At 64.7% G+C, this 21,274-nt stretch carries 21 protein-coding genes; 11 read left to right on the plus strand and 10 right to left on the minus strand.

Annotated elements, in window-relative coordinates:
* The first annotated feature begins 100 nt into the window (after positions 1–100).
* Together HCR84_RS11180 and HCR84_RS11185 are read left to right on the plus strand one after the other, a co-directional pair.
* The gene (locus HCR84_RS11180) at positions 101–1,204 is read left to right on the plus strand and encodes an ABC transporter ATP-binding protein (protein WP_166980989.1); all 1,104 of its coding nucleotides are present in this window, start codon (positions 101–103) and stop codon (positions 1,202–1,204) included.
* A gap of 61 nt (positions 1,205–1,265) precedes the next feature.
* On the plus strand, positions 1,266–2,555 hold the full coding sequence (locus HCR84_RS11185; RefSeq protein WP_166980987.1) for a DUF4032 domain-containing protein: 1,290 nt from the start codon (positions 1,266–1,268) through the stop codon (positions 2,553–2,555).
* Here HCR84_RS11185 and rlmB read toward each other — a convergent pair.
* The 4 genes from rlmB to HCR84_RS11205 all read right to left on the minus strand — a co-directional run bounded on the left by rlmB (position 2,552) and on the right by HCR84_RS11205 (position 6,699).
* Positions 2,552–3,538, minus strand: coding sequence for a 23S rRNA (guanosine(2251)-2'-O)-methyltransferase RlmB (gene rlmB / locus HCR84_RS11190; protein WP_166980985.1), 987 nt, complete (start codon positions 3,536–3,538; stop codon positions 2,552–2,554). The genes HCR84_RS11185 and rlmB overlap by 4 nt on opposite strands.
* Positions 3,531–4,946, minus strand: coding sequence for a cysteine--tRNA ligase (gene cysS / locus HCR84_RS11195; protein ID WP_166980983.1), 1,416 nt, complete (start codon positions 4,944–4,946; stop codon positions 3,531–3,533). Before cysS ends, rlmB begins: the two co-directional genes overlap by 8 nt.
* A gap of 9 nt (positions 4,947–4,955) precedes the next feature.
* Positions 4,956–6,137, minus strand: a complete 1,182-nt coding sequence (gene ispD, locus HCR84_RS11200) for a 2-C-methyl-D-erythritol 4-phosphate cytidylyltransferase (protein WP_166980981.1) — start codon at positions 6,135–6,137, stop codon at positions 4,956–4,958.
* A 79-nt stretch (positions 6,138–6,216) separates the two neighbouring features.
* Entirely contained in the window at positions 6,217–6,699 is a 483-nt protein-coding gene (locus tag HCR84_RS11205) for a CarD family transcriptional regulator (RefSeq protein WP_166980979.1), read from the minus strand.
* Positions 6,700–6,887: 188 nt separating this feature from the next.
* On the opposite strand from HCR84_RS11205, the gene HCR84_RS11210 reads away from it, so the two are divergent.
* Positions 6,888–7,382, plus strand: coding sequence for a hypothetical protein (locus HCR84_RS11210; protein WP_166980977.1), 495 nt, complete (start codon positions 6,888–6,890; stop codon positions 7,380–7,382).
* 34 nt (positions 7,383–7,416) lie between these two features.
* On the opposite strand, the gene HCR84_RS11215 is transcribed toward HCR84_RS11210, so the two are convergent.
* Both HCR84_RS11215 and HCR84_RS11220 read right to left on the minus strand, forming a co-directional pair.
* Positions 7,417–8,100, minus strand: a complete 684-nt coding sequence (locus tag HCR84_RS11215) for a response regulator transcription factor (protein WP_166980975.1) — start codon at positions 8,098–8,100, stop codon at positions 7,417–7,419.
* Entirely contained in the window at positions 8,097–9,275 is a 1,179-nt protein-coding gene (locus tag HCR84_RS11220) for a sensor histidine kinase (RefSeq protein ID WP_166980973.1), read from the minus strand. Before HCR84_RS11220 ends, HCR84_RS11215 begins: the two co-directional genes overlap by 4 nt.
* Positions 9,276–9,436: 161 nt before the next feature.
* Between HCR84_RS11220 and phoU the strand changes: the two genes are divergently transcribed.
* A complete protein-coding gene (phoU, locus tag HCR84_RS11225; protein WP_166980971.1) occupies positions 9,437–10,105 on the plus strand; it encodes a phosphate signaling complex protein PhoU in 669 nt (222 codons plus the stop codon).
* A 69-nt stretch (positions 10,106–10,174) separates the two neighbouring features.
* Here the strand turns inward: phoU and HCR84_RS11230 are convergent, their stop codons facing one another.
* From HCR84_RS11230 to HCR84_RS11245, 4 genes are all read right to left on the minus strand, one after another.
* Positions 10,175–10,924 (minus strand): phosphoglyceromutase, encoded by a 750-nt coding sequence (locus tag HCR84_RS11230; RefSeq protein WP_166980969.1) that lies wholly within the window; start codon positions 10,922–10,924, stop codon positions 10,175–10,177.
* Between the two features lie 63 nt (positions 10,925–10,987).
* On the minus strand, positions 10,988–12,121 hold the full coding sequence (gene ygfZ / locus HCR84_RS11235) for a CAF17-like 4Fe-4S cluster assembly/insertion protein YgfZ (RefSeq protein ID WP_166980967.1): 1,134 nt from the start codon (positions 12,119–12,121) through the stop codon (positions 10,988–10,990).
* Positions 12,121–12,723, minus strand: a complete 603-nt coding sequence (locus tag HCR84_RS11240) for a heme-binding beta-barrel domain-containing protein (RefSeq protein ID WP_166980965.1) — start codon at positions 12,721–12,723, stop codon at positions 12,121–12,123. Before HCR84_RS11240 ends, ygfZ begins: the two co-directional genes overlap by 1 nt.
* 167 nt (positions 12,724–12,890) lie before the next feature.
* Positions 12,891–13,184 (minus strand): hypothetical protein, encoded by a 294-nt coding sequence (locus HCR84_RS11245; protein ID WP_166980963.1) that lies wholly within the window; start codon positions 13,182–13,184, stop codon positions 12,891–12,893.
* Between the two features lie 70 nt (positions 13,185–13,254).
* Here HCR84_RS11245 and HCR84_RS11250 point away from each other — a divergent pair, with 70 nt between their 5' ends.
* The 7 genes from HCR84_RS11250 to pstA all read left to right on the plus strand — a co-directional run bounded on the left by HCR84_RS11250 (position 13,255) and on the right by pstA (position 21,269).
* Entirely contained in the window at positions 13,255–13,935 is a 681-nt protein-coding gene (locus HCR84_RS11250; protein ID WP_166980961.1) for a winged helix-turn-helix transcriptional regulator, read from the plus strand.
* Complete coding sequence (gene mshD, locus HCR84_RS11255; protein WP_166980959.1) at positions 13,919–14,770, plus strand: mycothiol synthase; 852 nt, start codon at positions 13,919–13,921, stop codon at positions 14,768–14,770. Before HCR84_RS11250 ends, mshD begins: the two co-directional genes overlap by 17 nt.
* Positions 14,771–14,821: 51 nt before the next feature.
* Entirely contained in the window at positions 14,822–16,996 is a 2,175-nt protein-coding gene (locus HCR84_RS11260) for an RNA degradosome polyphosphate kinase (RefSeq protein WP_166980957.1), read from the plus strand.
* Positions 16,993–17,937, plus strand: a complete 945-nt coding sequence (locus HCR84_RS11265) for an NUDIX hydrolase (protein ID WP_166980956.1) — start codon at positions 16,993–16,995, stop codon at positions 17,935–17,937. Before HCR84_RS11260 ends, HCR84_RS11265 begins: the two co-directional genes overlap by 4 nt.
* A gap of 128 nt (positions 17,938–18,065) precedes the next feature.
* Positions 18,066–19,157, plus strand: coding sequence for a phosphate ABC transporter substrate-binding protein PstS (locus tag HCR84_RS11270; RefSeq protein ID WP_166980954.1), 1,092 nt, complete (start codon positions 18,066–18,068; stop codon positions 19,155–19,157).
* Between the two features lie 88 nt (positions 19,158–19,245).
* Positions 19,246–20,199, plus strand: a complete 954-nt coding sequence (gene pstC / locus HCR84_RS11275; protein WP_166980952.1) for a phosphate ABC transporter permease subunit PstC — start codon at positions 19,246–19,248, stop codon at positions 20,197–20,199.
* Complete coding sequence (pstA, locus tag HCR84_RS11280) at positions 20,199–21,269, plus strand: phosphate ABC transporter permease PstA (RefSeq protein ID WP_166980950.1); 1,071 nt, start codon at positions 20,199–20,201, stop codon at positions 21,267–21,269. Before pstC ends, pstA begins: the two co-directional genes overlap by 1 nt.
* Positions 21,270–21,274: the final 5 nt, after the last annotated feature.

Raw genomic sequence — 21,274 nt, forward strand, 5'->3', positions numbered from 1 at the left:
GTGTTAACGCGGTGAAGATGCCGTGTTGCGGGGCAGGTATGCCCCGCTCCGTCACTCGGATCGTCCGGCACGTACCTGCCGGTGAAGGAGAAACAGCACTATGTCGTCGGTAACTTTCGACAAAGCCACCCGTGTTTACCCCGGTGGTACCCGCCCCGCAGTCGACCAGCTCGACCTTGACATCGCCGACGGCGAGTTCCTTGTTCTCGTGGGACCCTCTGGTTGCGGTAAGTCCACATCGCTGCGTATGCTCGCCGGCCTCGAAGAGGTAAACGAGGGTCGCATCATGATCGGTGACCGCGATGTCACCGACATTCCCCCGAAAGACCGCGACATCGCCATGGTCTTCCAGAACTACGCGCTCTACCCACACATGACGGTTGCCGAGAACATGGGCTTCGCGCTCAAGATCGCCGGCGTCAACAAGGCCGAGCGCGCTGAGCGTGTTCAGGAGGCAGCAAAGCTCCTCGACCTCGAGGACTACCTCGCCCGCAAGCCGAAGGCCCTCTCGGGCGGTCAGCGTCAGCGTGTCGCGATGGGCCGCGCCATCGTTCGCCAGCCGCAGGTCTTCCTCATGGATGAACCGCTGTCGAACCTCGACGCAAAGCTTCGCGTGCAGACTCGTACGCAGATTGCATCACTGCAGCGTCGCCTCGGTGTCACGACCGTCTACGTCACGCACGACCAGACAGAGGCGCTCACCATGGGCGATCGCATCGCTGTGCTGAAAGACGGCCTACTGCAGCAGGTTGGAACACCGCGCGACCTCTACGAGAAGCCATCGAACGTGTTCGTCGCCGGCTTCATCGGCTCGCCCGCTATGAACCTGCTCACGAGCAGCATCGCCGACGGCGGAGTTCAGTTCGGTTCCACCGTTGTTCCCGTCGAGCGCGAGGTTCTCAACGAGTCAACCAGTTCAGAAGTCACCATCGGCTTCCGCCCCGAAGACATCGTTGTGTCGAACAACCCGTCTGAGGGCCTCGAGATCGAGGTCGACCTCGTCGAAGAGCTCGGTGCCGACGGATACCTGCACGGTCACGCAGACATCGACGGCGTACGCCACGACATCGTCGCGCGTGTCGATGGACGCATCCACCCCAACGCGGGCGACAAGGCGTACATCACACCGACGCCGCACCACGTTCACGTGTTCAGCAACGAGTCGGGCGAGCGTCTCGGCAACAAAGCAGTCATCAGCGACTGACGATTTCGCGTACCGGCCGGTGGGTGCAGCAGCATCCATCGGCCGGTATGTAGATTAACGCATGAGCGCCTCACTGAATATCACATCGGCCACGGTCGACCCTGCCCTTCTCGATCTGCCGTGGGGGCTGCCGCTTGACGCCTGGCCGTCTGAGAACATCGCCTCGCTTCCCAAGGGGATCTCCCGTCACCTCGTGCGTTTCGCCAACCTCTCGGGCTATGTCATCGCCATCAAGGAGACGACGCTCGACATGGCAAAGGGCGAGTACGAGATGCTGCGATCGCTGCAGAAGCTCGACATTCCCTGCGTCGAGCCCGTCGCCGTGATCACCGGTCGACGATCTGCCGATGCCGACGATCTGCTTCCCGTTCTCGTGACGAGGCACCTGAGATTCTCGCTCCCCTACCGCGCGCTCTTCAGCCAGCAGCTGCGCCCCGACACGGCGACTCGCCTCGTCGACGCCCTTGCTCTTCTTCTCGTGCGTCTGCACATCGCCGGATTCTTCTGGGGCGACGTGTCGCTCTCGAACACGCTGTTCCGTCGTGACGCCGGCGCCTTTGCCGCGTACCTCGTCGATGCAGAGACCGGAAAGCTCTATCAGGGCGGCCTCTCGAACGGGCAGCGCGAGAACGATCTCGAGATTGCCCGCGTGAACATCGCAGGCGAGCTCATGGACCTCTCGGCAGGAGGGCGAACGGACGAAGAGCTCGATCCCGTCGCCGTCTCCAACGGCATCGTCGACGCCTATCGCTCCCTCTGGAGTGAGCTCACGGGCACCGAGCAGTTTGCCTCTCATGAGCGGTACCGCATCAACGAGCGCGTTCAGCGCCTCAATGCCCTCGGATTCGACATCGGGGAGCTCGCCATCAAGACAGACGAAGGCGGAAGCCAGGTTCGAATTCAGCCGAAGGTTGTCGACGCGGGGCACCACCAGCGTCGACTCATTCGGCTCACAGGCCTCGACACGGGTGAGAATCAAGCGCGCCGACTCCTCAACGACCTCGACTCGTTTCGTGCCACGACGGGCAAACAAGACGATGACGAAGAGGTTGTGGCGCACGAGTGGCTCATTCGCGTCTTCGAACCCGTCGTGCGTTCCATCCCTCGTGAGCTGCGCGGCAAGCTTGAGCCTGCCGAGGTGTTCCACCAGCTGCTCGAGCATCGGTGGAAGCTCTCGCAGACCGAGCAGCGCGATGTTCCGCTCGCTGAGGCGCTCACGTCGTATATCAACAACGTGCTGCGGCACCGCCGTGATGAGGCGACGATAATCGACCCGCCGACAGGCGCGCTGACCTCGGCAATCGACGTCGTCACGTCAGATAATGACGTTGACTGGCGCGATACCGTCTAGCTGGCCTCAGCCCTGCGCTTCGAGATCTCGTAGAGAGTGACGGATGCCGCGATGCCGGCGTTCAGCGACTCGGTCGCCGCCGTGATCGGGATCGACACGATTGCATCGCACGTCTCGGTGACGAGGCGCGAGAGGCCCTTTCCTTCGCTTCCCACAACGACGACGAGGGGGCGGTCGGCCAGGTCGAAGTCGTGCAGGTTCATGTCGCCTCCGCCGTCGAGGCCGATCACGAACGCGCCCTGCTTCTTCATGTCTTTCAGCGCCTGCGTGAGGTTGGCTGCCCGGGCGACGGGCAGACGCGCAGCGGCGCCGGCAGATGTCTTCCAGGCGGCAGCGGTGACTCCGGCCGAGCGCCGCTGAGGAATGATGACGCCGTGTCCGCCGAAAGCCGCGGTCGAGCGGATGATCGCACCGAGGTTGCGCGGGTCGGTGATGCCGTCGAGTGCGACGAGCAGCGGCTGCGTCGATGAGGCGACGGCGCGATCGAGGAGCTCCCCCGGGTGGGCGTAGCCATAGGCGGGCACCGTGATGGCGACACCCTGGTGAACGGAATCGAAACCGCCCATTCGGTCAAGCTCCGGACGGGTGACCTCGAGCACCGGAATTCCCGTGCCCGTGGCGAGCGACAGAATCTCCTTGACGCGGTCGTCCATCTCGATGCGCGTGGCGATGTAGAGGGTCGTCGCGGGAATCCGCGTGCGCAGCGCCTCAAGAACGGAGTTGCGACCGGTCACGGTCTCGACATCGTCTGTCGACGAGCGCTTGGTCTGCGGTCTGCGTGAGGAGGCCGCGGGCTTGCGTGCGCCCCGAGCAGTGTCGAGGCGGTCGCGCGCGGCCTTTCGCTTTCCGGCCGGATGGTATGTGCGGTCTTCCGCCTTCGGCGTCGGGCCTCGTCCCTCAAGTGCCTTGCGCCCGAGGCCTCCCGTGCCCTTTGACGGGCCTTTCTTGCCTTTGCCCGCTCCCGGGCGTCCTTTGCTAGCCATCGATGCTCCAATGTGCCCCCGAGGGGGTGTCTTCGATTGTGATTCCACTGGACGCGAGAAGATCTCTGATGCGGTCAGCTGTTGTGAAGTCCCGCTCACGGCGAGCGGTCTGCCTCTGGTCGATGAGCGCCTCAATGACGCGGCCGAGCGTCGCCGTGTTCGCGGCATCCTCTGAGCCGTTCCATGCGGTCGAGCTGGGGTTGATACCCAGCACGTCTGTCATCGCCGTGACGGCGCCGAGCGCGGACGCCGCGACCGAGAGGTCGTCGGAATCGATCGCGGCATTTCCGGCACGCACTGAATCGTGCAGCACGGCGAGCGCCTGCGGCACGCCGAGGTCGTCGTCCATCGCCTCGGCGAACTCCGACGGAATCGCAATCGCTTCGGTCGCCGCGAACCGCGTTCCCGTGAGGCGCCGCGTTGCCCGCTCGAGAAAGCCGGTGATGCGCTCGAGTGCCGCTTCTGCTTCCCGAAGCGAGCCGTCGTGGTAGTCGATCGTCGATCGGTAGTGCGCCTGGCCGAGGTAGTAGCGCACGACGAGTGGCGACGCTCTCGAGAGCAGCTCTGACGCGTAGATGGAGTTGCCGAGCGACTTCGACATCTTCTGTCCGTCGATCGATACAAGTCCGTTGTGCACCCAGTAGCAGGCGAATCCATCGCCGCCAGCGCTGGACTGCGCCAGTTCGTTCTCGTGGTGCGGAAAGCGCAGATCGAGTCCGCCACCGTGAATGTCGAAGCTCTCGCCGAGATATCGCCGTGCCATTGCCGAGCACTCGATGTGCCAGCCGGGGCGCCCAGGCCCCCACGGGCTCGTCCAGGAGGCCGATTCCGGCTCGTACGGCTTGTGCCCCTTCCAGAGCGCGAAGTCTCGCGGGTCGCGCTTGCCGCGCGGGTCCGCGTCACCGGCATCCTCTAACATGTCGACGTCTTGGCGCGTCAGTGCGCCATACGTCGGCCACGAGTGCACGTCAAAGTACACATCACCCGATTCGTCACTCGCCGCATAGGCGTGGCCCGCCTCGATCAATCGCGCGATGAGCTCCTGCATCTGCTGAATGTTCGCCGTCGCCCGCGGCTCGTACGTCGGCGGCAGAATGCCGAGGGCACGGTAGCCGTCGCTGAACTCGAGCTCCATGCGGTACGCGAGCGCCCACCAGTGTTCGTCTTCTGAGGCGTTGACGAGCACCTTGTCGTCAATGTCCGTTACGTTGCGCACCATGGTCACGCGCAGTCCCCTGTACGTGAGCCAGCGTCGCAGAATGTCGTACACGAGGGCGGATCTCAGGTGGCCGATGTGCGGTGACGACTGCACGGTCGGTCCGCACACGTACATTCCCACTTCATCCGGTCTGAGCGGGGTGAAGTCACGCAGTGTCTGCGTCTTGGTGTCGTACAGTCTCAAAGCCACGGGTAAATCCTACTGGTGCGACTGGGGTGAATGCGCTGTGAGAAGCGCCGTGGCGATGACGGCGATGCCCTCACCACGCCCCGTGAAGCCGAGATGGTCTGTCGTTGTCGCTGCGAGACTTGCCGGCGCCTGCAGCATTCGGCTCAGCTGCGCTTCTGCGTCGCGGCGGCCTGAGGCGAAGCGCGGGCGGTTGCCCACGATCTGCGCCGTCACGTTAACAACGCGAAATCCGGATGCTGCGACCTGTCGCAGCGCCTCCGAGACGAACACCTCGCCGCGCGCGCCGTCGTAGCGCGGGTCGTCCGTGCCGAACATTCCGCCGATGTCGCCGAGCCCCGCGGCAGAGAGCAGCGCATCGGTCACCGCGTGACACACGGCGTCGCCGTCGCTGTGCCCGGCGAGACCCGGCTCACCTGGCCACAGCAGGCCCGCAAGCCACAGCTCGCGGCTGTCGTCATACGCGTGCACGTCGATGCCGAGGCCGGTGCGCGCGGCGGGTGCGCCGCCGACGAGCAGTTCGGCGCGACGCAGATCCCAGGGCGTTGTGATCTTGAACGCGCGCTCGTCTCCGGCGATGATCGTGACGTCACCGCCGAAGGCCGTGACGAGCGCAGCGTCGTCGGTGAGCGGCTCGGTCGCCGCCGCGTATGCGGCGTCGAGAAGCTCGCGAGGAAACCCCTGCGGAGTCTGCACGGCGCGCAGAGCTCCGCGATCAACGGTGCTCTGCACAGACTCGTCGGCGTCGACGCGCTTGATCGTGTCGGTGACCGCGAGTGCGGGAACCACGCCGACGCCCGTCGACGCGACCGCCTGCGCGACGGCATCGAGCTGCTCAGGCGGCGTGAGCGCCCGCGCGGCGTCGTGCACGAGAACCGTCTCGACGTGCGGCGCAAGGGCGGCGAGGCCGGCTGCGACGGAGCCCTGCCTTGTCTCGGTGCCCTCAACGACCGAGAGGTACCCGGATGCCGCGCCCGCCGCCGCGCGGCCGATGGCGACAGCATCCTCTGCCTGTCCCCTCGGCGCGACGACGATCACCTGCGCCGGCTCCTTCATGCCGAAGACGCCGTCGAGCGCGTGACGCAGAATTGACCGTCCGGCGAACTCGACAAACGCCTTGGGCATGCCTGCCCCCAGGCGCGTTCCCGAGCCGGCGGAGACGACGATGACAGCGGTTCGCGGCGAATCACTCATGACCACGAGCGTAATGGGTGCGTTAACGTGCGAACGGCCCGGACGAATCCGAGCCGTTCGACGTGTCTTTCGTTATGGACTAGGACGCGAGAACCTCGTCGAGCATCCCCTCGGCCTTCGCCTCGTCTGTCTTCTCTGCGAGCGCGAGCTCGGAAACCAGAATCTGACGTGCCTTCGCAAGCATCCGCTTCTCTCCGGCGGAGAGCCCGCGGTCTTGGTCACGGCGCCACAGGTCGCGCACGACCTCACTGACCTTGATGACGTCGCCGGACGCGAGTTTCTCGAGGTTCGCCTTGTACCGGCGCGACCAGTTGGTCGGCTCCTCGGTGAATGGCGCACGGAGCACCTCAAACACCTGGTCGAGCCCCTCTTGTCCGATGACATCACGAACGCCGACGAGGTCGACATTCTCAGCCGGCACCTCGATCGTCAGATCGCCCTGTGTCACGTGCAGCTTCAGGTAGAGTTTTTCTTCGCCCTTGATTACCCGGGTCTTGACTTCCGCGATTGTCGCGGCTCCATGGTGCGGGTAAACGACGGTTTCGCCAACCTCAAAAAGCATCGATAAGCATCCCTTCAGCGACACCCAGGATACCACAGGGGGCATACTGTAAGGTTCGCGCCCCCGTCGTTGTAAGGCGAGCCTTACCCTGTGCCGAACGGCAGACAAGCTAGGCTAAAATCGTCTGAGACCGCGCAGCGCACGAATAATGTGCGTGACGTGCTGCGCCCATCATCTGGAGGCTTTCTGTGAGATCGCGTTTTGCCGCAATCATCGTTCTGGCCGCAGCCGTTGCGCTGGGCACGAGTGGGTGCGGGTTTCTCGCCCCGCAGGCAACGACGATCCACTATGACGCGAGCGACGGCGTCGGTGGTTCCGTTGGCGATATCGACGTTCGCAATGCACTGGTCATCGCAAATGAAGACGGCACCGTCGGCAACCTTGTCGTGACCGTCGTGAACAACGGGTCGAGTGCGCACAGCGTCACGATCGAGTTTGCAAACGGCACATCAACCGAGGTTGTCATCGATGCAGACGGCATCTTCACGTTCAGCGCGCCAACGGCAGACGACACCGAGCGCGAGAACATCGTGATCGACCCGCTCGACGCGAAGGTGGGGTCGACAACCGAGATCTTCTTCCAGTACGGCAGCGAAACGGGCGTCTCGCTCGACGTTCCCGTCTACAACAACGATCTTCCCGAGTACAGCACGCTCGTGCCGACGCCGGCCGAGACCGAGTAGTCAGCACACACCAGCGGTCGAGGGGCGGATGCTGTCAGCCCTCGAAGCGGTAGCCGAGCCCCCGCACAGTGACCACCATGAGCGGGTTCGACGAGTCCTTCTCGATGCGCGAGCGAATGCGCTTGATGTGCACGTCAAGCGTCTTCGTGTCGCCGAAGTAGTCGCTGCCCCACACGCGGTCGATCAGCTGGCCGCGAGTGAGCACCCGCCCCGCGTTGCGCATCAAAAACTCGAGAACGTCGAATTCGCGTAGCGGAATCGAAATCTCCTCCCCGCGCACCGACACCGTGTGCCTGTCGAGATCCATGCGCACGTCGGCCGCCTCAAGAACCGTCTCATCGATGGCAGAATCGTCTGAAACGCGGCGACGAAGGGCCGCGCGCACCCGCGCGAGCAGCTCACGCGTCTTGTACGGCTTCGTCACGTAGTCGTCGGCGCCCAACTCGAGCCCGACGACGATGTCCACCTCCGTGTCCTTGGCTGTGAGCATGATGATCGGCACGGTCGAGGTGGTGCGGATGCGGCGACACACCTCGGTGCCCGCGACCTTCGGAAGCATCAGGTCAAGCAACACGAGGTCGGCGCCGTCACGCTCCCATTCGTCGATCCCCGCCTGCCCGTCTTCGGCGATAGCGACGTCGTACCCCTCACGTTCCAGCAGAAATGCAAGCGGGTCGCTGAGCGCAGCCTCGTCTTCGACCAGCAGGATGCGTGTCATGTCTGTGTCCTCTCGGGCCAGGTGGCCGTTGTCGGTGCGGAGATGCCCTCGTCGTCCGTTGCGACGGGGAGCCGAACGGTGAACGTCGATCCGTTTCCCGGCTGCGACCACACAGAGACGTTCCCCCCGTGGTTCTGGGCCGTGTGCTTCACGATCGCAAGGCCGAGGCCCGTGCCGCCGGTGTTGCGCGACCGGGCGCCATCGACGCGGTAGAACCTCTCGAACACGCGATCATGGTCTTCTTTGGGAATGCCGACGCCCTGGTCGGTGACCCGAATCTCGACGGTATCGCCGACGAGGCGCGTGCCGACGCCGACGCGAGATCCGTCTGGCGAGTACTGCACGGCGTTCGACACGAGGTTCTGCAGCGCCATGGCCAGCAACGGCTCCTCGCCGTACACCGTGAGGTGGGTCGGCGCGCCGCGGGTGATCGTCACCTGACGGGAGGCTGCCACGACGGAGTTCTTCTGCACGGCCTGGTCGACGACCGAATCGATGCTCACGAGCTCGGGCATGTGCAGGGCCTGATCGGCTTGCAGCTTCGACAGATTGATGATGTCGGCGGTGAGCGCCGCAAGCCGATCGGCCTCCGCCGTCATCTTCTCTGCGAAGTGGCGCACCCGCTCGGGATCATCGACGGAGCTCTCGATCGCCTCGGTGAGCACGCTGATGGCGCCGATCGGCGTTTTCAGCTCGTGGCTGATGTTTGCGATGAAATCACGCCTCACCTCGTCGAGCCTGATCGACTCCGTGAGGTCGTTGGCGAGAACGACGACGTAGCGCGTTCCCAGCGGGGCTGCTCGCACAGCAAGAACGCGCGCAACGTCGCCCGTACGAACACCCTCGAGCGTGACCGTGCGGGTCTGAGCCTCGCCTGTGCGGCGCACCTCGTCTGCGATCTGCTGCACATCGCGCACGGCAATGCGTTCCGAGCGCACGATCCCCAGGGCGAATGCCCCCTGGGAGGCCCTGAGCACGTTGTCTGACGTGTCGAGAACAATGCCGATGCTCTCGAGCACACCGAGAATCTGATCGACGCCGTCAGGCACGCGTGGCGTGATCACCTGCTGCACCTGCTCTCCGCGACGCGCTGCGGCAAACACGAACACAGCGAACCCGGCTCCGAGGGAGATGCCGAGCACCAGTGCGAGCAGCACAACCCAGGTCGCGTCCATATGACTAGGTTAGAGGGCAGAGACAGTTGGTTTCCGATCGGCAACCCCCACGACCAGGCTTTTTGGCGAACTGTTCAGACAGAGGGCACCAACCGTTAACCTTTGCAATGCACTCTGAGTGTCGAGGTTGTATGCCGTCAGAGCGAAAGGACCGGCCACCAATGCGCGATGTTTTTCAGCAGGAGCTTCGAGAACTGCAGGAGCGTCTCGTCGAGATCGCCGAGCTCGTCGAGGTGTCGATCACCAATGCCGTCGAGGCATTCACGAAGACGGACGTCGCTGTCGCCGAAGACGTCATCGAGAACGACAACCGCATCGATGAAAAGGCAGTCGAGCTCGATGAACTCGCCATCAACATTCTCGCGCTGCAGCAGCCTGTTGCCCGAGACCTGCGCATTGTCGTCAGTGCTCTGCGCATCAGCTCGTCGCTCGAGCGCATGGGCGACATGGCCGAGCACATCGCCCAGCTCGCCCGCTATCGGTTTCCCGAGCGCGCCGTCCCGAAGGGGCTCAAGTCGACGTTTGCCAAGATGGGAACGATCGATGTCGAGATCGCGCACAAGCTCGTCGAGCTCCTGCGTACGCAGGACCCGCTGATCGCCAATGAGATTCGCGACGAAGATGACCTCGTCGACGAGCTTCACGCGAGCGTTTTCGACAAGCTGCTGAGCGAGCGGTGGAAGGGCGAGGCAACGGCGACCGTCGACGCAACGCTCGCGTCGCGCTACCACGAGCGCTTTGCCGACCACGCCGTCTCCATTGCGAAGAAGGTTCAGTACCTCGCAACGGGCGATTGGAGCGGTGCCGACGAGACCGAGGCACCCGCGTAGCCTCGACGTCAACGGGTGAGGGCGATGCCATTCGGCATCGCCCTCACCCGTCAAGCAGCGTCGGTCGTGCTACTTCTTGCCCTGAGACGCAACAGCGGCGGCACCGGCAGCGGCAGCCTCCGGGTCGAGGTAGCGGGCCGGCTCGACCGGCGCGAAGTTCTCATCGAGCGTGTACACGAGCGGGATGCCCGTGGGAATGTTGAGCCCAGAGATCTCGTCGTCGCTGATGCCGTCAAGGTGCTTCACGAGAGCACGCAGCGAGTTGCCGTGCGCGGTCACGAGCACTGTCTTGCCCGCGGCGAGATCGACGGTGATGTCGGACTCCCAGTACGGCAGAAAGCGGTCGATGACGTCTTTCAGGCACTCCGTCTCGGGTACCGAGCCGTCAATGCCGACATAGCGCTCATCGTGCGCCTGCGAGTACTCGCCGTCCGCGGCAAGTGGCGGAGGCGGAACATCAAACGACCGACGCCAGGTCATGAACTGCTCTTCGCCGTACTCCTCGAGCGTCTGCGCCTTGTCTTTGCCCTGTAGCGCGCCGTAATGACGCTCGTTGAGGCGCCAGCTTCGCTTCACGGGCAGCCAGGCGCGGTCGGCGCGGTCGAGGGCGATGTTGGCGGTCTGGATGGCACGGGTGAGAACCGAGGTGTAGAGAACGTCGGGGGCGAGGCCAGATTCGGCGATCAGCTCCCCTGCGCGCGTCGCTTCGCGAACGCCCTGCTCGCTGAGTCGAACGTCGACCCAGCCTGTGAACAGGTTCTTCTGGTTCCAGTCGCTGTTTCCGTGCCGAAGGAGAATAAGAGTGTAGGGCTCAGACATGCTTCAAGCATAGAGGCACCGGATGCCGCGTGCGCAGTCGCCTGACTGCTCAGCCGGTTGACGTCAGCGCCCTGGCCGCGTGCGGGCACCGAGCCGGGGCAGTCGCGGCACGCCGGCCGTCGCCCCCGCACCGGACGGCACGATGATCTCTTGCGCCGCAGCAATGCGCGTCTCGCCGTCGAGCACGACGAGGTCAAGCTCCTCGGGCACGGCGCGTTTGATGACGGCGAGCGCAACGGGGCCCAGCTCGTGATGCATGACCGCCGTTGTGATGTGCCCGACCTCGCGCTCGTCGTCGCCCTTCGGCGCAAGAACTGTTGCACCGTGCGGCGGCATGGCCGACTCGCTGCCGTCAAGATGCAGGAGCACGAGCCGACGTGGAGGATGCCCGAGATTGTGCACCTTCGCAACGGTCTCCTGGCCGCGATAGCAGCCCTTGTTCAGGTGCACCGCCGTGCGCAGCCAGTCGAGTTCATGCGGAATTGTCTTCTCGTCTGCCTCCATCGCCTGACGCGGGCGCCAGGCAGCGACCCGCAGCGCCTCGGCGGCGAGCGACCCGGCAGCGCGCAGCTCGCCCGAGCGCACGCGAGCGGCCAGCTGCGGCAGAGACTCCCGCGAAACGAGAACTTCGCGCCACCGCCAATCGGCACCGGGATGCTCGTCTGCGGCGTACTGCCACCCGCCGGGAAGAATGCTGCCCCACGGGTCGTCCCAGACGAGCGGAACGCCGGCCGGAGCCGCAGCCTCGATGTCGAGCCCTGAGCCGATCATGCCGATGCGGGCATACTCGGCTGTGCGGTCGGTCACCTCGACGCGCAACATGAATACCATGCGACTCAGCCACGCGATGAGAGCCTCTGCCGTCGTCGGCTCGGCGAGCAGCCACAGCGTCTCGCCATCGTCAACGATGCCGACGGCGTGCTCAACGCGGCCCTGGGGGCCGAGGAACAGCGCCTCGGTGCTGACACCGGGCGCGAGGTCGGCGACGCTCTGGCTGGCGAGCGAGTTCACCCAGCTGCGGCGGTCCGGCCCGGTGATCGACACGACAGCGCGAGTGGAGAGGTCGACGATCGCCTGACCGCGCTCGAGGGTGCGCTGCTCGATGTTTGGCGAACCGTAGTGTGACGGAACGCCCTGGTCGACGGCATCCGGAAGCTCAATGGCGGCGGGAAGCGAGAGAAACGGCGAGGGAGCCATCAGTCCACCTTCGCCAGGCGAGCTGATGCGTGCGAGCGCAGTTCCTGACCGAGTGCCGCGATGTCCCATGCCCACAGGAGGTGGCCGTCGACAAGACCGTACATGCGTGTTGCCGCGCTGTAGTTCTTCGCTCCGGCGCTGCGCATGACGGCATCCGTGCCGATATCGATGCGCGGGCCGTTCACCTCACCGAGGTACAGCTCCGAGACGCCGTCTGGGTGCACAATCGACACTTCGAGCGGGAACCCGCCCGAGGGACGGCGCAGCGACTCGACGGCGTCAACGTCCGCGAAGGGAGCAGCGCCCCGGCGCGGCAGAATGCCCGGGCCGACGTCTCCGTCTTCGCGCTGGCGTTCGAGGCGCCAGTAGCCGGTCTCGGCGGTGAGCGGCTCGTCGTCGCCATTCTCGCCGACGAGCCAGGTGAACGCCGAGTAATTCAGGTATGACAGTCCGTCGTGGCTGAACGAGACGCGCTGCCCGAACTCGCGCGACACCTTCTCGTCGCCGATCGGATAATCGATGACGCCCGTGCCCTCCCAGACGCCGAGCAGCCACGACAGCGGCACGATCTCCGAGGGGAGGTCGGCCGGAATCTCACGCACGAGGCTTACCTCTGACCGCGAAAGAGATTCCAGCAGACGACGCCGGCGGTCCACACGATGGCGAGGCTGGCCAGGCCGAGCAGACCGACGAAGAAGAGTTCAAGAGCTACGAGGTCCATGCGCTCAGTCTAGTCGACAAGCGGTGACGCATCGGGACCCGTGCGCGCTCAGTAGCTCAACAGCTCCGTGAGACCGGCGACTCCCGCGACGATGGACACGATGAGAAAGCAGCCGGTGCTCAGAACAGCAACGCGCACGACGAAGCCGTCTTTCGTGTGCGTTGCCAGCTCACGGACGAACCCGGCGAGCACACCGACGGCGCACGCGAGCGCGAGCCATGTGAATCGAAACCCCTCGGGGGCGAAGATGGCAGCGAGCACCGCGATCACGATCGTCAGCGACCACACAACAATCTGCCCGACGAGCGCGGGGCTGCGGGAGAGAGCAGTCTGGTCAGTCACCATTCCATTGTGCCGCACGACGTGACTCCGACCGCCCTCTACACTGGAAACACACACGGGAAGGCCCACCTTGGCACACGTGATCGTTCTCACACCCGACACCTCGGGTTCACTTCCTGCGCTCGATTTGCTCGCACACACTGTGCGACGAATTCCAGCCTCACCTGCAGAATTGGTGAACGCCCCTCCCGCAGACATTGTGATCGTCGATGGGCAGCACGACCTCGCTCAGGCGAAGGCGCTGTGCGCGATACTGCGCAGCACGGGGCAACCGGCGCCCGTGTTCGTCGCCGTGACCGAGGGCGGGCTTGCCGCGGTGTCGCACGAGTGGGGCATCGCCGACGTCGTGCTCACGACCGCGGGGCCCGCGGAACTCGACGCGCGCATTCGCCTTGCCCTTGGGCGTGCAGCGCCCGAAGAGCAGACGACAGTCATCTCGACGTCTGGCGTGGTGATCGACGAAGCCAGCTATGCCGCACGCGCGCAAGGCAGACCGCTCGATCTCACGTTCAAGGAGTTTGAGCTGCTGCGGTTTCTCGCGGCGAATCCGTCGCGCGTCTTCACGCGCGAGCAGCTGCTCAGCGAGGTGTGGGGCTACGACTATTACGGCGGCAGCCGCACCGTCGATGTGCACGTGAGGCGGCTTCGTGCCAAGCTCGGCGATATGGAGCAGCTGATCGGAACGGTGCGCAACGTCGGGTACCGCTTCGCCGCGACAGAGGGAGGGGCAACCAATGCTGCACACGAGTGATCTGCGCCGCGAACGCGAGGCCTTCGACCGTCTCGTCGCCGACGCGTTGGCCACCGACGGGCAGCCGCCGTTCAGCGACCAGTCAATCGTGGAAGCCCGCGACGAGCGACGCGACTACCTCGAGATCGCGGATGACGAGGGAACACTCGTGGGCGCGGCGATTGCGAGCGCTTCCGACCCCGCCGAATTCGAGCTCGTGATCGCTCCCGCGCACCGCGGCGCAGGGCACGGCGGCCGTGCCCTGCGATCGCTGCTTGCGCGCTACGACGGCGAGGTGCTCACGTGGGCACACGGCGACCATCCGGCAGCGGCCCGCCTCGCGGCATCCACTCATCTCACGCGAATTCGCACGCTGTACCAGCTGCGCCGTCCGCTCGATGTCGACACGTCGGGCGATGACGCGTTCGACAGATTCGACCCGCAGCGCGATGCCGACGACTGGGTGGCTCTCAACGCGCGGGTGTTCGCCGATCATCCCGAACAGGGGCGAATCACGCGATCGGATCTCGACGCCCGCATGGCCGAGCCGTGGTTTCGCCGCGACGACATGCTCGTCGCGCGCTCCGAGTCCGGTGCTCTCATCGGCTACAACTGGCTGAAGATCGAGGGTGACGTCGGCGAGATCTATGTGCTCGGCATCGACGCGAACGCGGCGGGCAGGGGGCTGGGCCGCGCGCTGACGGCCGCCGGTCTTGCGCATATGCGCAAGAGAGGATGCCGCACGGCAGCGCTCTACGTCGACGACGAGAACGAGCGCGCCGTTCACCTGTACCGCGCGATGGGATTCACGGATTACACGACCGACGTGCAGTACCGGCACGACGCACGATCATGAATTCACCGAGAACTCCTCGCACCGGCGAGCGCTGAATGCCAAGATAAGACAATGGCTTCCACCGATTTCGTCAACGACTCAGCGATCGATCGCGACGACGATGACTTCGACCCCCTTGTGGGCGACGAAGACGCCGGGCTGCCCGAAGACCGCTACCTCGACCGCGAGATCAGCTGGCTCGCCTTCAACAAGCGCGTGCTCGAGCTCGCAGAAGACGTGACGCTACCGCCGCTGGAGCGCGTGAACTTTCTCGCGATCTTCGCGAGCAATCTCGACGAATTCTTCATGGTGCGCGTCGCCGGCCTTCGGCGCCGCATCGTCACGGGCCTCGCCGTCCCCACAAACGTCGGCCGGTCGCCGAAGGACGTTCTCGACGAGATCTCAGAGCGCGCCCATGAGCTGCAGAAGCGCCACGCCGACGTGTGGCACACCTCAATCGAGCCCGAACTCGACCACACTGGCATCAGCATCGTCAGCTGGGATTCGCTCGACGCCAGCGACCACACGTATCTGAGCGACTACTTCGCCAGCCAGATCTTCCCCGTTCTGATGCCGCTCGCCGTCGACCCGGCGCATCCTTTCCCCTACATCTCAGGACTCTCCTTGAACCTTTCGGTGCGCGTGCGCAACACGCGAACCGGCAGGCAGGAGTTTGCGCGCATCAAAGTGCCGCAGATGCTGCCGCGGTTCGTTCGCGTCGATCACCGCGAGGGGGCAGATCACATTCGCTTCATCGCGCTGGAAGACCTCATCTCGCAGCACCTCGATGCGCTGTTCTCTGGCATGGAAGTGATTGACCACCATGTCTTCCGCGTGACGAGAAACGAAGACATCGAGATCGAGGAAGACGAATCGGAGAACCTCATTCAAGCGCTCGAGCGCGAGCTGCTGCGCCGACGCTTCGGGCCGCCGATTCGTCTCGAAGTGACAGATGACATGGACGAGCAGACGCTCGAGTTGCTCATTCGAGAGCTGAACATCACCGAGCAGGAGGTCTACCGGCTCCCCGGGCCGCTCGATCTCGGCGGGCTGTTCGAGGTGGCGAAGATCGACAGGCCCGATCTGAAGTACCCGCGTCGCGTCCCCAACACGGCACCCGATTTTCGCCCGGCCGAGCCCAACGGCAAAGCAGATCTCTTCGCTGCCATCTCACGCCGCGACGTGCTCGTGCATCACCCATACGAGTCGTTTGCGACAAGCGTGCAGGAGTTTCTCGAGCAGGCGGCGGCCGACCCGCAGGTGCTCGCCATCAAGCAGACGCTCTACCGAACATCGGGAGACTCCCCCATTGTCGAGGCGCTCATCGACGCCGCTGAGGCAGGCAAGCAGGTGCTGGCCCTCGTTGAGATCAAGGCGCGGTTCGACGAGCAGAACAACATCGAGTGGGCGCGCAAGCTCGAGAAGGCAGGCGTGCACGTCGTGTACGGCCTCGTCGGCCTCAAGACGCACTGCAAGCTCGCTCTCGTGATTCGCCACGAGGGTGGAAAACTGCGACACTACTCGCACATCGGCACGGGCAACTACAACCCGAAGACAAGCCGCGTCTACGAAGACCTCGGATTGTTCACCGCTGACGACGAGGTGGGCATGGATCTCACTCGGCTGTTCAACGAGCTCTCGGGCTACGCGATCGAGAAGAAGTTCAATCGCATCCTCGTCGCGCCTCTGCACCTGCGCAAGGGCCTGCTGAAGCTGATTGAGAAAGAACGTCGAGGTGCCGAGGCCGAGAAGCCCAGCGGCATCCGGATCAAGGTGAATTCCATCGTCGATGAGGAGATCATCGACGCGCTTTACCGCGCGAGCCAGGCCGGGGTTCCCATTGACGTGTGGGTGCGCGGCATCAGCGCGCTGAGACCCGGTGTGCCCGGGCTCAGCGAGAGCATCAGGGTGCGATCGATCGTCGGCCGCTACCTTGAGCACTCCCGCATCTTCTCGTTCGAGAACGCGGGAGACCACATCACCTACATCGGCAGCGCCGACATGATGCATCGCAATCTCGATCGCCGCGTTGAGGTGCTCGTCAGCCTCGCCGACACGACCCACATCGACGCGATCAACTCGATGCTCGACACGGCAATGGACGACGGCACGTCGTCGTGGTGGCTTGAGCCGGACGGCAGTTGGACGCGGCACGCATTTGACGAAGCAGGGAACCCCCTTCGCAGCTTTCAAGACGATCTGATGTCGGCCGTCTCGCGAAAGAAGCGTCCTCGGAGCCGTCGATGAGTCGGCACGAGAAGGCCGTGTACGCTGCCGGAGCCGTATGCTGGCGCGCCATCGAGGGCGAGATTCGCGTGCTCGTGATTCACCGAACGAAGCACGGCGATGTGACCCTGCCGAAGGGCAAGGTCGACCCGGGCGAGACGCTGCCGCAGACGGCCGTGCGCGAGATCAAGGAAGAGACCGGGTTCGATGTCACGCTCGGCGTTCCTGTGGGCATCGCCCACTACACGGTGGGTTCGGGCCGCGACAAGTACGTGCACTACTGGGCGGCCGAGGTCACAGACGCCGCCGTTCGCGCATCGACGTTCGTGCCGAACCGCGAGGTCGCCGCCGAGGAATGGGTGTCGATCAGTCGCGCGCGCCGTTACCTCTCGTACCCTCAAGACGTCGACGTCGTCTCGCGATTCTCCGACCTCGTCGACGAGGGGATCACCGGGACATTCGCGCTCATCGTCTTGCGCCACGCAAAGGCGACTCCCCCAGGCGAGTGGAACGGCTCCGACGCATCGCGACCTCTCACGGCGAAGGGAGTGCGGCAAGCAGCATCCGCTGTTCCCTCGATCGAGGCGTGGTCGCCGAAGAAGATCGTCACGAGCACGGCGGTTCGCTGTGTGACGACCGTCGCTCCCCTCGCGGCCGCACGCGGAATCGTGCCGAAGCAGTCAGAGTCGCTGAGCCAGGATGCGTGGGAAGACGGAACAGGCGATGTGCGCAGCGTCATCGGAAAACGCGTGCGCAAGCGCAAGACGGCGGTGCTCTGCAGCCACGGCCCGGTGATTCCGGGGGTGCTCCGCGAGATCGCGCTGGCCACGGGAACACTTGACGGTTCGTATCTCCGAGAGGCCGCGGCACTCGGAACCGGTGAGTTCTCGGTCGTTCACCTGTCGGCAACCAATCCCGGCTCAGGCATCATTACGATCGAGACCCACGCATCGCGTGACTGACCGTACGCCTCCCGTTCACCTTTCGTTTACCCCCCTGAGGGATGCTCGTCACACGACCTGCTTAGCGTGACCAGCGGAAGGGCCGAAAAGCCCGACTCCCGTCCTGTTATCAGCGAAAGGCTCAACCTGTGAACATCAAGCGTTACGGCTTCCCACTTGCCGTGGCAGCAGCCGCGTCACTCCTGCTCACCTCGTGTGCGGCAAACGAGAGCTCGGCAAGCGGCACCGACTCCGGCTCGTCCCTCACCGGCACGCTCATCGGAGGCGGCGCATCATCTCAGCAGGCGGCCCAAGAGGCATGGGTCGCAGCATTCCAGTCCGAGAACCCTGACGTCACCGTCGAGTACGCCCCAGAAGGCTCGGGCGCCGGACGCGAAAACTTCATGGTCGGAGCAAGCTCCTTCGCCGGCTCCGACGCGGCGTTCACGGCAGACGAGATCGCCAGCGGCGAGTTCGCCTCGTGCACGCCCGACACCGGCATCATCGAGATCCCGGCGTACATCTCCCCGATCGCCATCGTCTTCAACATCGACGATGTCGACAGCCTGAACCTCGACCCGGCCACCATCGCCGGAATCTTCAAGGGCGACATCGCAAACTGGAACGACGAGGCAATCGTCAGCCAGAACCCCGATGCCGACCTTCCCGATCAGGCGATCACCGCCGTGCACCGCTCAGACGAGTCGGGCACAACCGAGAACTTCACCGACTACCTCCACTCAGCGTCCGGCGATGTCTGGGACGCAGAGGCCGGCGAAACGTGGCCCTATGACGGCGGCGAAGGCGCGCAGGGAACCTCCGGCGTGATTGACGCCGTCAGCAACGGCACCGGAACCATCGGCTACGCTGACGCGTCGCGCGCCGGTGACCTCGGCACCGTCGCGGTCAAGGTTGGCGAGGAGTACGTTCCGTACTCGGCTGAGGCGGCCGCCGCCATCGTTGACGCATCACCGTTTGCCGAGGGCCGCGAAGACGGCGACCTGGCAATCGAGCTCGACCGCTCGACGACCGAGTCGGGTGCCTACCCGATCGTTCTGGTCAGCTACCTGATCGCCTGCAACGAGTACCAGGATGCCGCGGCAGCTGAACTCACCAAGGCGTACCTCAGCTACGTGATCAGCGAAGAGGGACAGGCCACCTCGCAGGAGGCGGCCGGCACCGCGCCGATCTCGAGCACGCTCTTTGACGCGGCCTCGGCCGCCGTCGAGGGCATCAAGTAGAACCCATCCGGGTGGCCCGGCGCCCCAACGGCGCGCCGGGCCACTCTGACGCCCACCTCCCACCCGAACCAACAGGACACGACATCGAATGACTTCGCCGACAGCGTCGCTTCCGACACGAAGGCGCACAGCCCAGCGCCTGGGTGACCGCATCTTCTCTGGTGCAACGCTCACCGCAGGTACGCTGATTCTCGCCACACTCGCTGCCGTTGCGGCCTTTCTGCTCGTGCAGGGTTTTCCCGCTCTCACGGCAAACCCCGACGAGATCTCCCTTTTCGACGGCGGCACCTTCTGGACCTATGTCGCCCCGCTCGCGTTCGGAACCGTCTGGGCGGCGTTCCTCGCCCTTCTGATGGCCGTTCCGGTCTCGATCGGCATTGCCCTGTTCATCTCGCACTATGCGCCGCGCCGCCTGGCCCAGGCGCTCGGCTATGTCGTCGATCTGCTGGCTGCGGTGCCGTCTGTCGTTTTCGGCCTCTGGGGCGCTAACGTTCTCGCTCCAGCCATTCAGCCCATCTACGCGTGGCTCACAGCCAACATGGGCTGGTTTCCGCTCTTTGCCCCGCCCGTCTCGGGAACGGGGCGCACAATGATGACCGCCGGAATCGTGCTCGCTGTCATGATTCTGCCGGTGATCACGGCGCTCTGCCGTGAGCTCTTCCTGCAGACGCCGGTTCTCCACGAAGAAGCTGCTCTCGCCCTCGGCGCGACGCGGTGGGAGATGATCCGCATGGCCGTCCTCCCGTTCGGACGCTCCGGAATCATCTCGGCATCAATGCTCGGTCTCGGCCGCGCGCTCGGTGAGACCATGGCCGTCGCTATGGTGCTCTCCGCCTCGGGCGGGATCAGCTTCAAGGTGCTCACGTCGGCAAACCCGGGCACGATCGCCGCGAACATCGCGCTGAGCTTCCCCGAGGCCTTCGGCCTCAATGTCGATGCACTCATCGCAACGGGTCTTCTTCTCTTCGCGATCACGCTCATCATCAACATGATCGCCCGGTGGATCGTCGCCCGCCGCAAAGAATTCTCGGGAGCGAACTGATGACCCAGACTGCGATCCCCAACGTCTATGCGAGCGGACGCCTGCCCAAGGCAGCGCCCTGGCTGATTCTCGCCGGTTCCCTCGCCATCTCAATCGTCGCGTTTGCTCTTCTGGCCGCGGCCGGCGCGACAGACGGCCTCAACATCACCGGTGCCATCATCGTCGGGGCCCTGCTGTACGCCTCACTGCTCTTCATCTCGTCGCTGCTCATCGAGGGCGGGCGACGGGCGAAGGACCGTCTCATCACAACGCTGGTCGGCGCGGCCTTCCTCATTGCGCTCGCTCCCCTGATCTCGCTCGTCGTCACCGTCATCGTCAATGGCTCGGCGAGGTTTGACGCAACGTTCTTCACCTGGTCGATGCGCAACATCGTCGGCGAGGGCGGCGGGTTTCTGCACGCCATCATCGGCACGCTGCTGATGACGCTCACCGCTGCCGTCATCTCCGTTCCCGTCGGCCTTCTCACCTCGATCTACCTTGTGGAGTACGGCCGCGGCGCCCTTGCTCGGGCGATCACCTTCCTCGTCGACGTCATGACCGGCATTCCGTCGATCGTCGCCGGACTCTTCGCGTATGCCGCGTTCGCACTGATCTTCGGGCCGGGAACGAAGATCGGCCTTGCCGGCGCAATCTCGCTTGCCGTGATCATGATCCCCGTTGTCGTCCGGTCGAGCGAGGACATGCTGAAGGTCGTTCCGAATGAGCTGCGCGAGGCAGCCCTCGCCCTCGGTGTTCCCCGCTGGCTGATGATCCTCAAGGTTGTGCTGCCAACCGCGATCGCGGGAATCACAACCGGCATCATGCTGGCCATCGCCCGTGTCATCGGCGAGACCGCACCGTTGCTCATCGCTGCGGGGTTCACGAACAACATGAACTACAACCTGCTCGAGGGCCGCATGCAGAGCCTCCCCGTTGCCGTGTACAACTCCTACGTGAGTCAGGGAGTTGACGCCCAGGCCTATCTTGATCGGGCGTGGGCCGGTGCCCTCACGCTCATCGTGATCGTGATGCTCCTCAACATCATCGCAAGAATCATCGCCCGCTACTTCGCCCCCAAATCGGGTCGCTGACGCAA

It is taken from the genome of Paramicrobacterium fandaimingii, from assembly GCF_011751745.2.
Lineage (GTDB): Bacteria > Actinomycetota > Actinomycetes > Actinomycetales > Microbacteriaceae > Paramicrobacterium > Paramicrobacterium fandaimingii.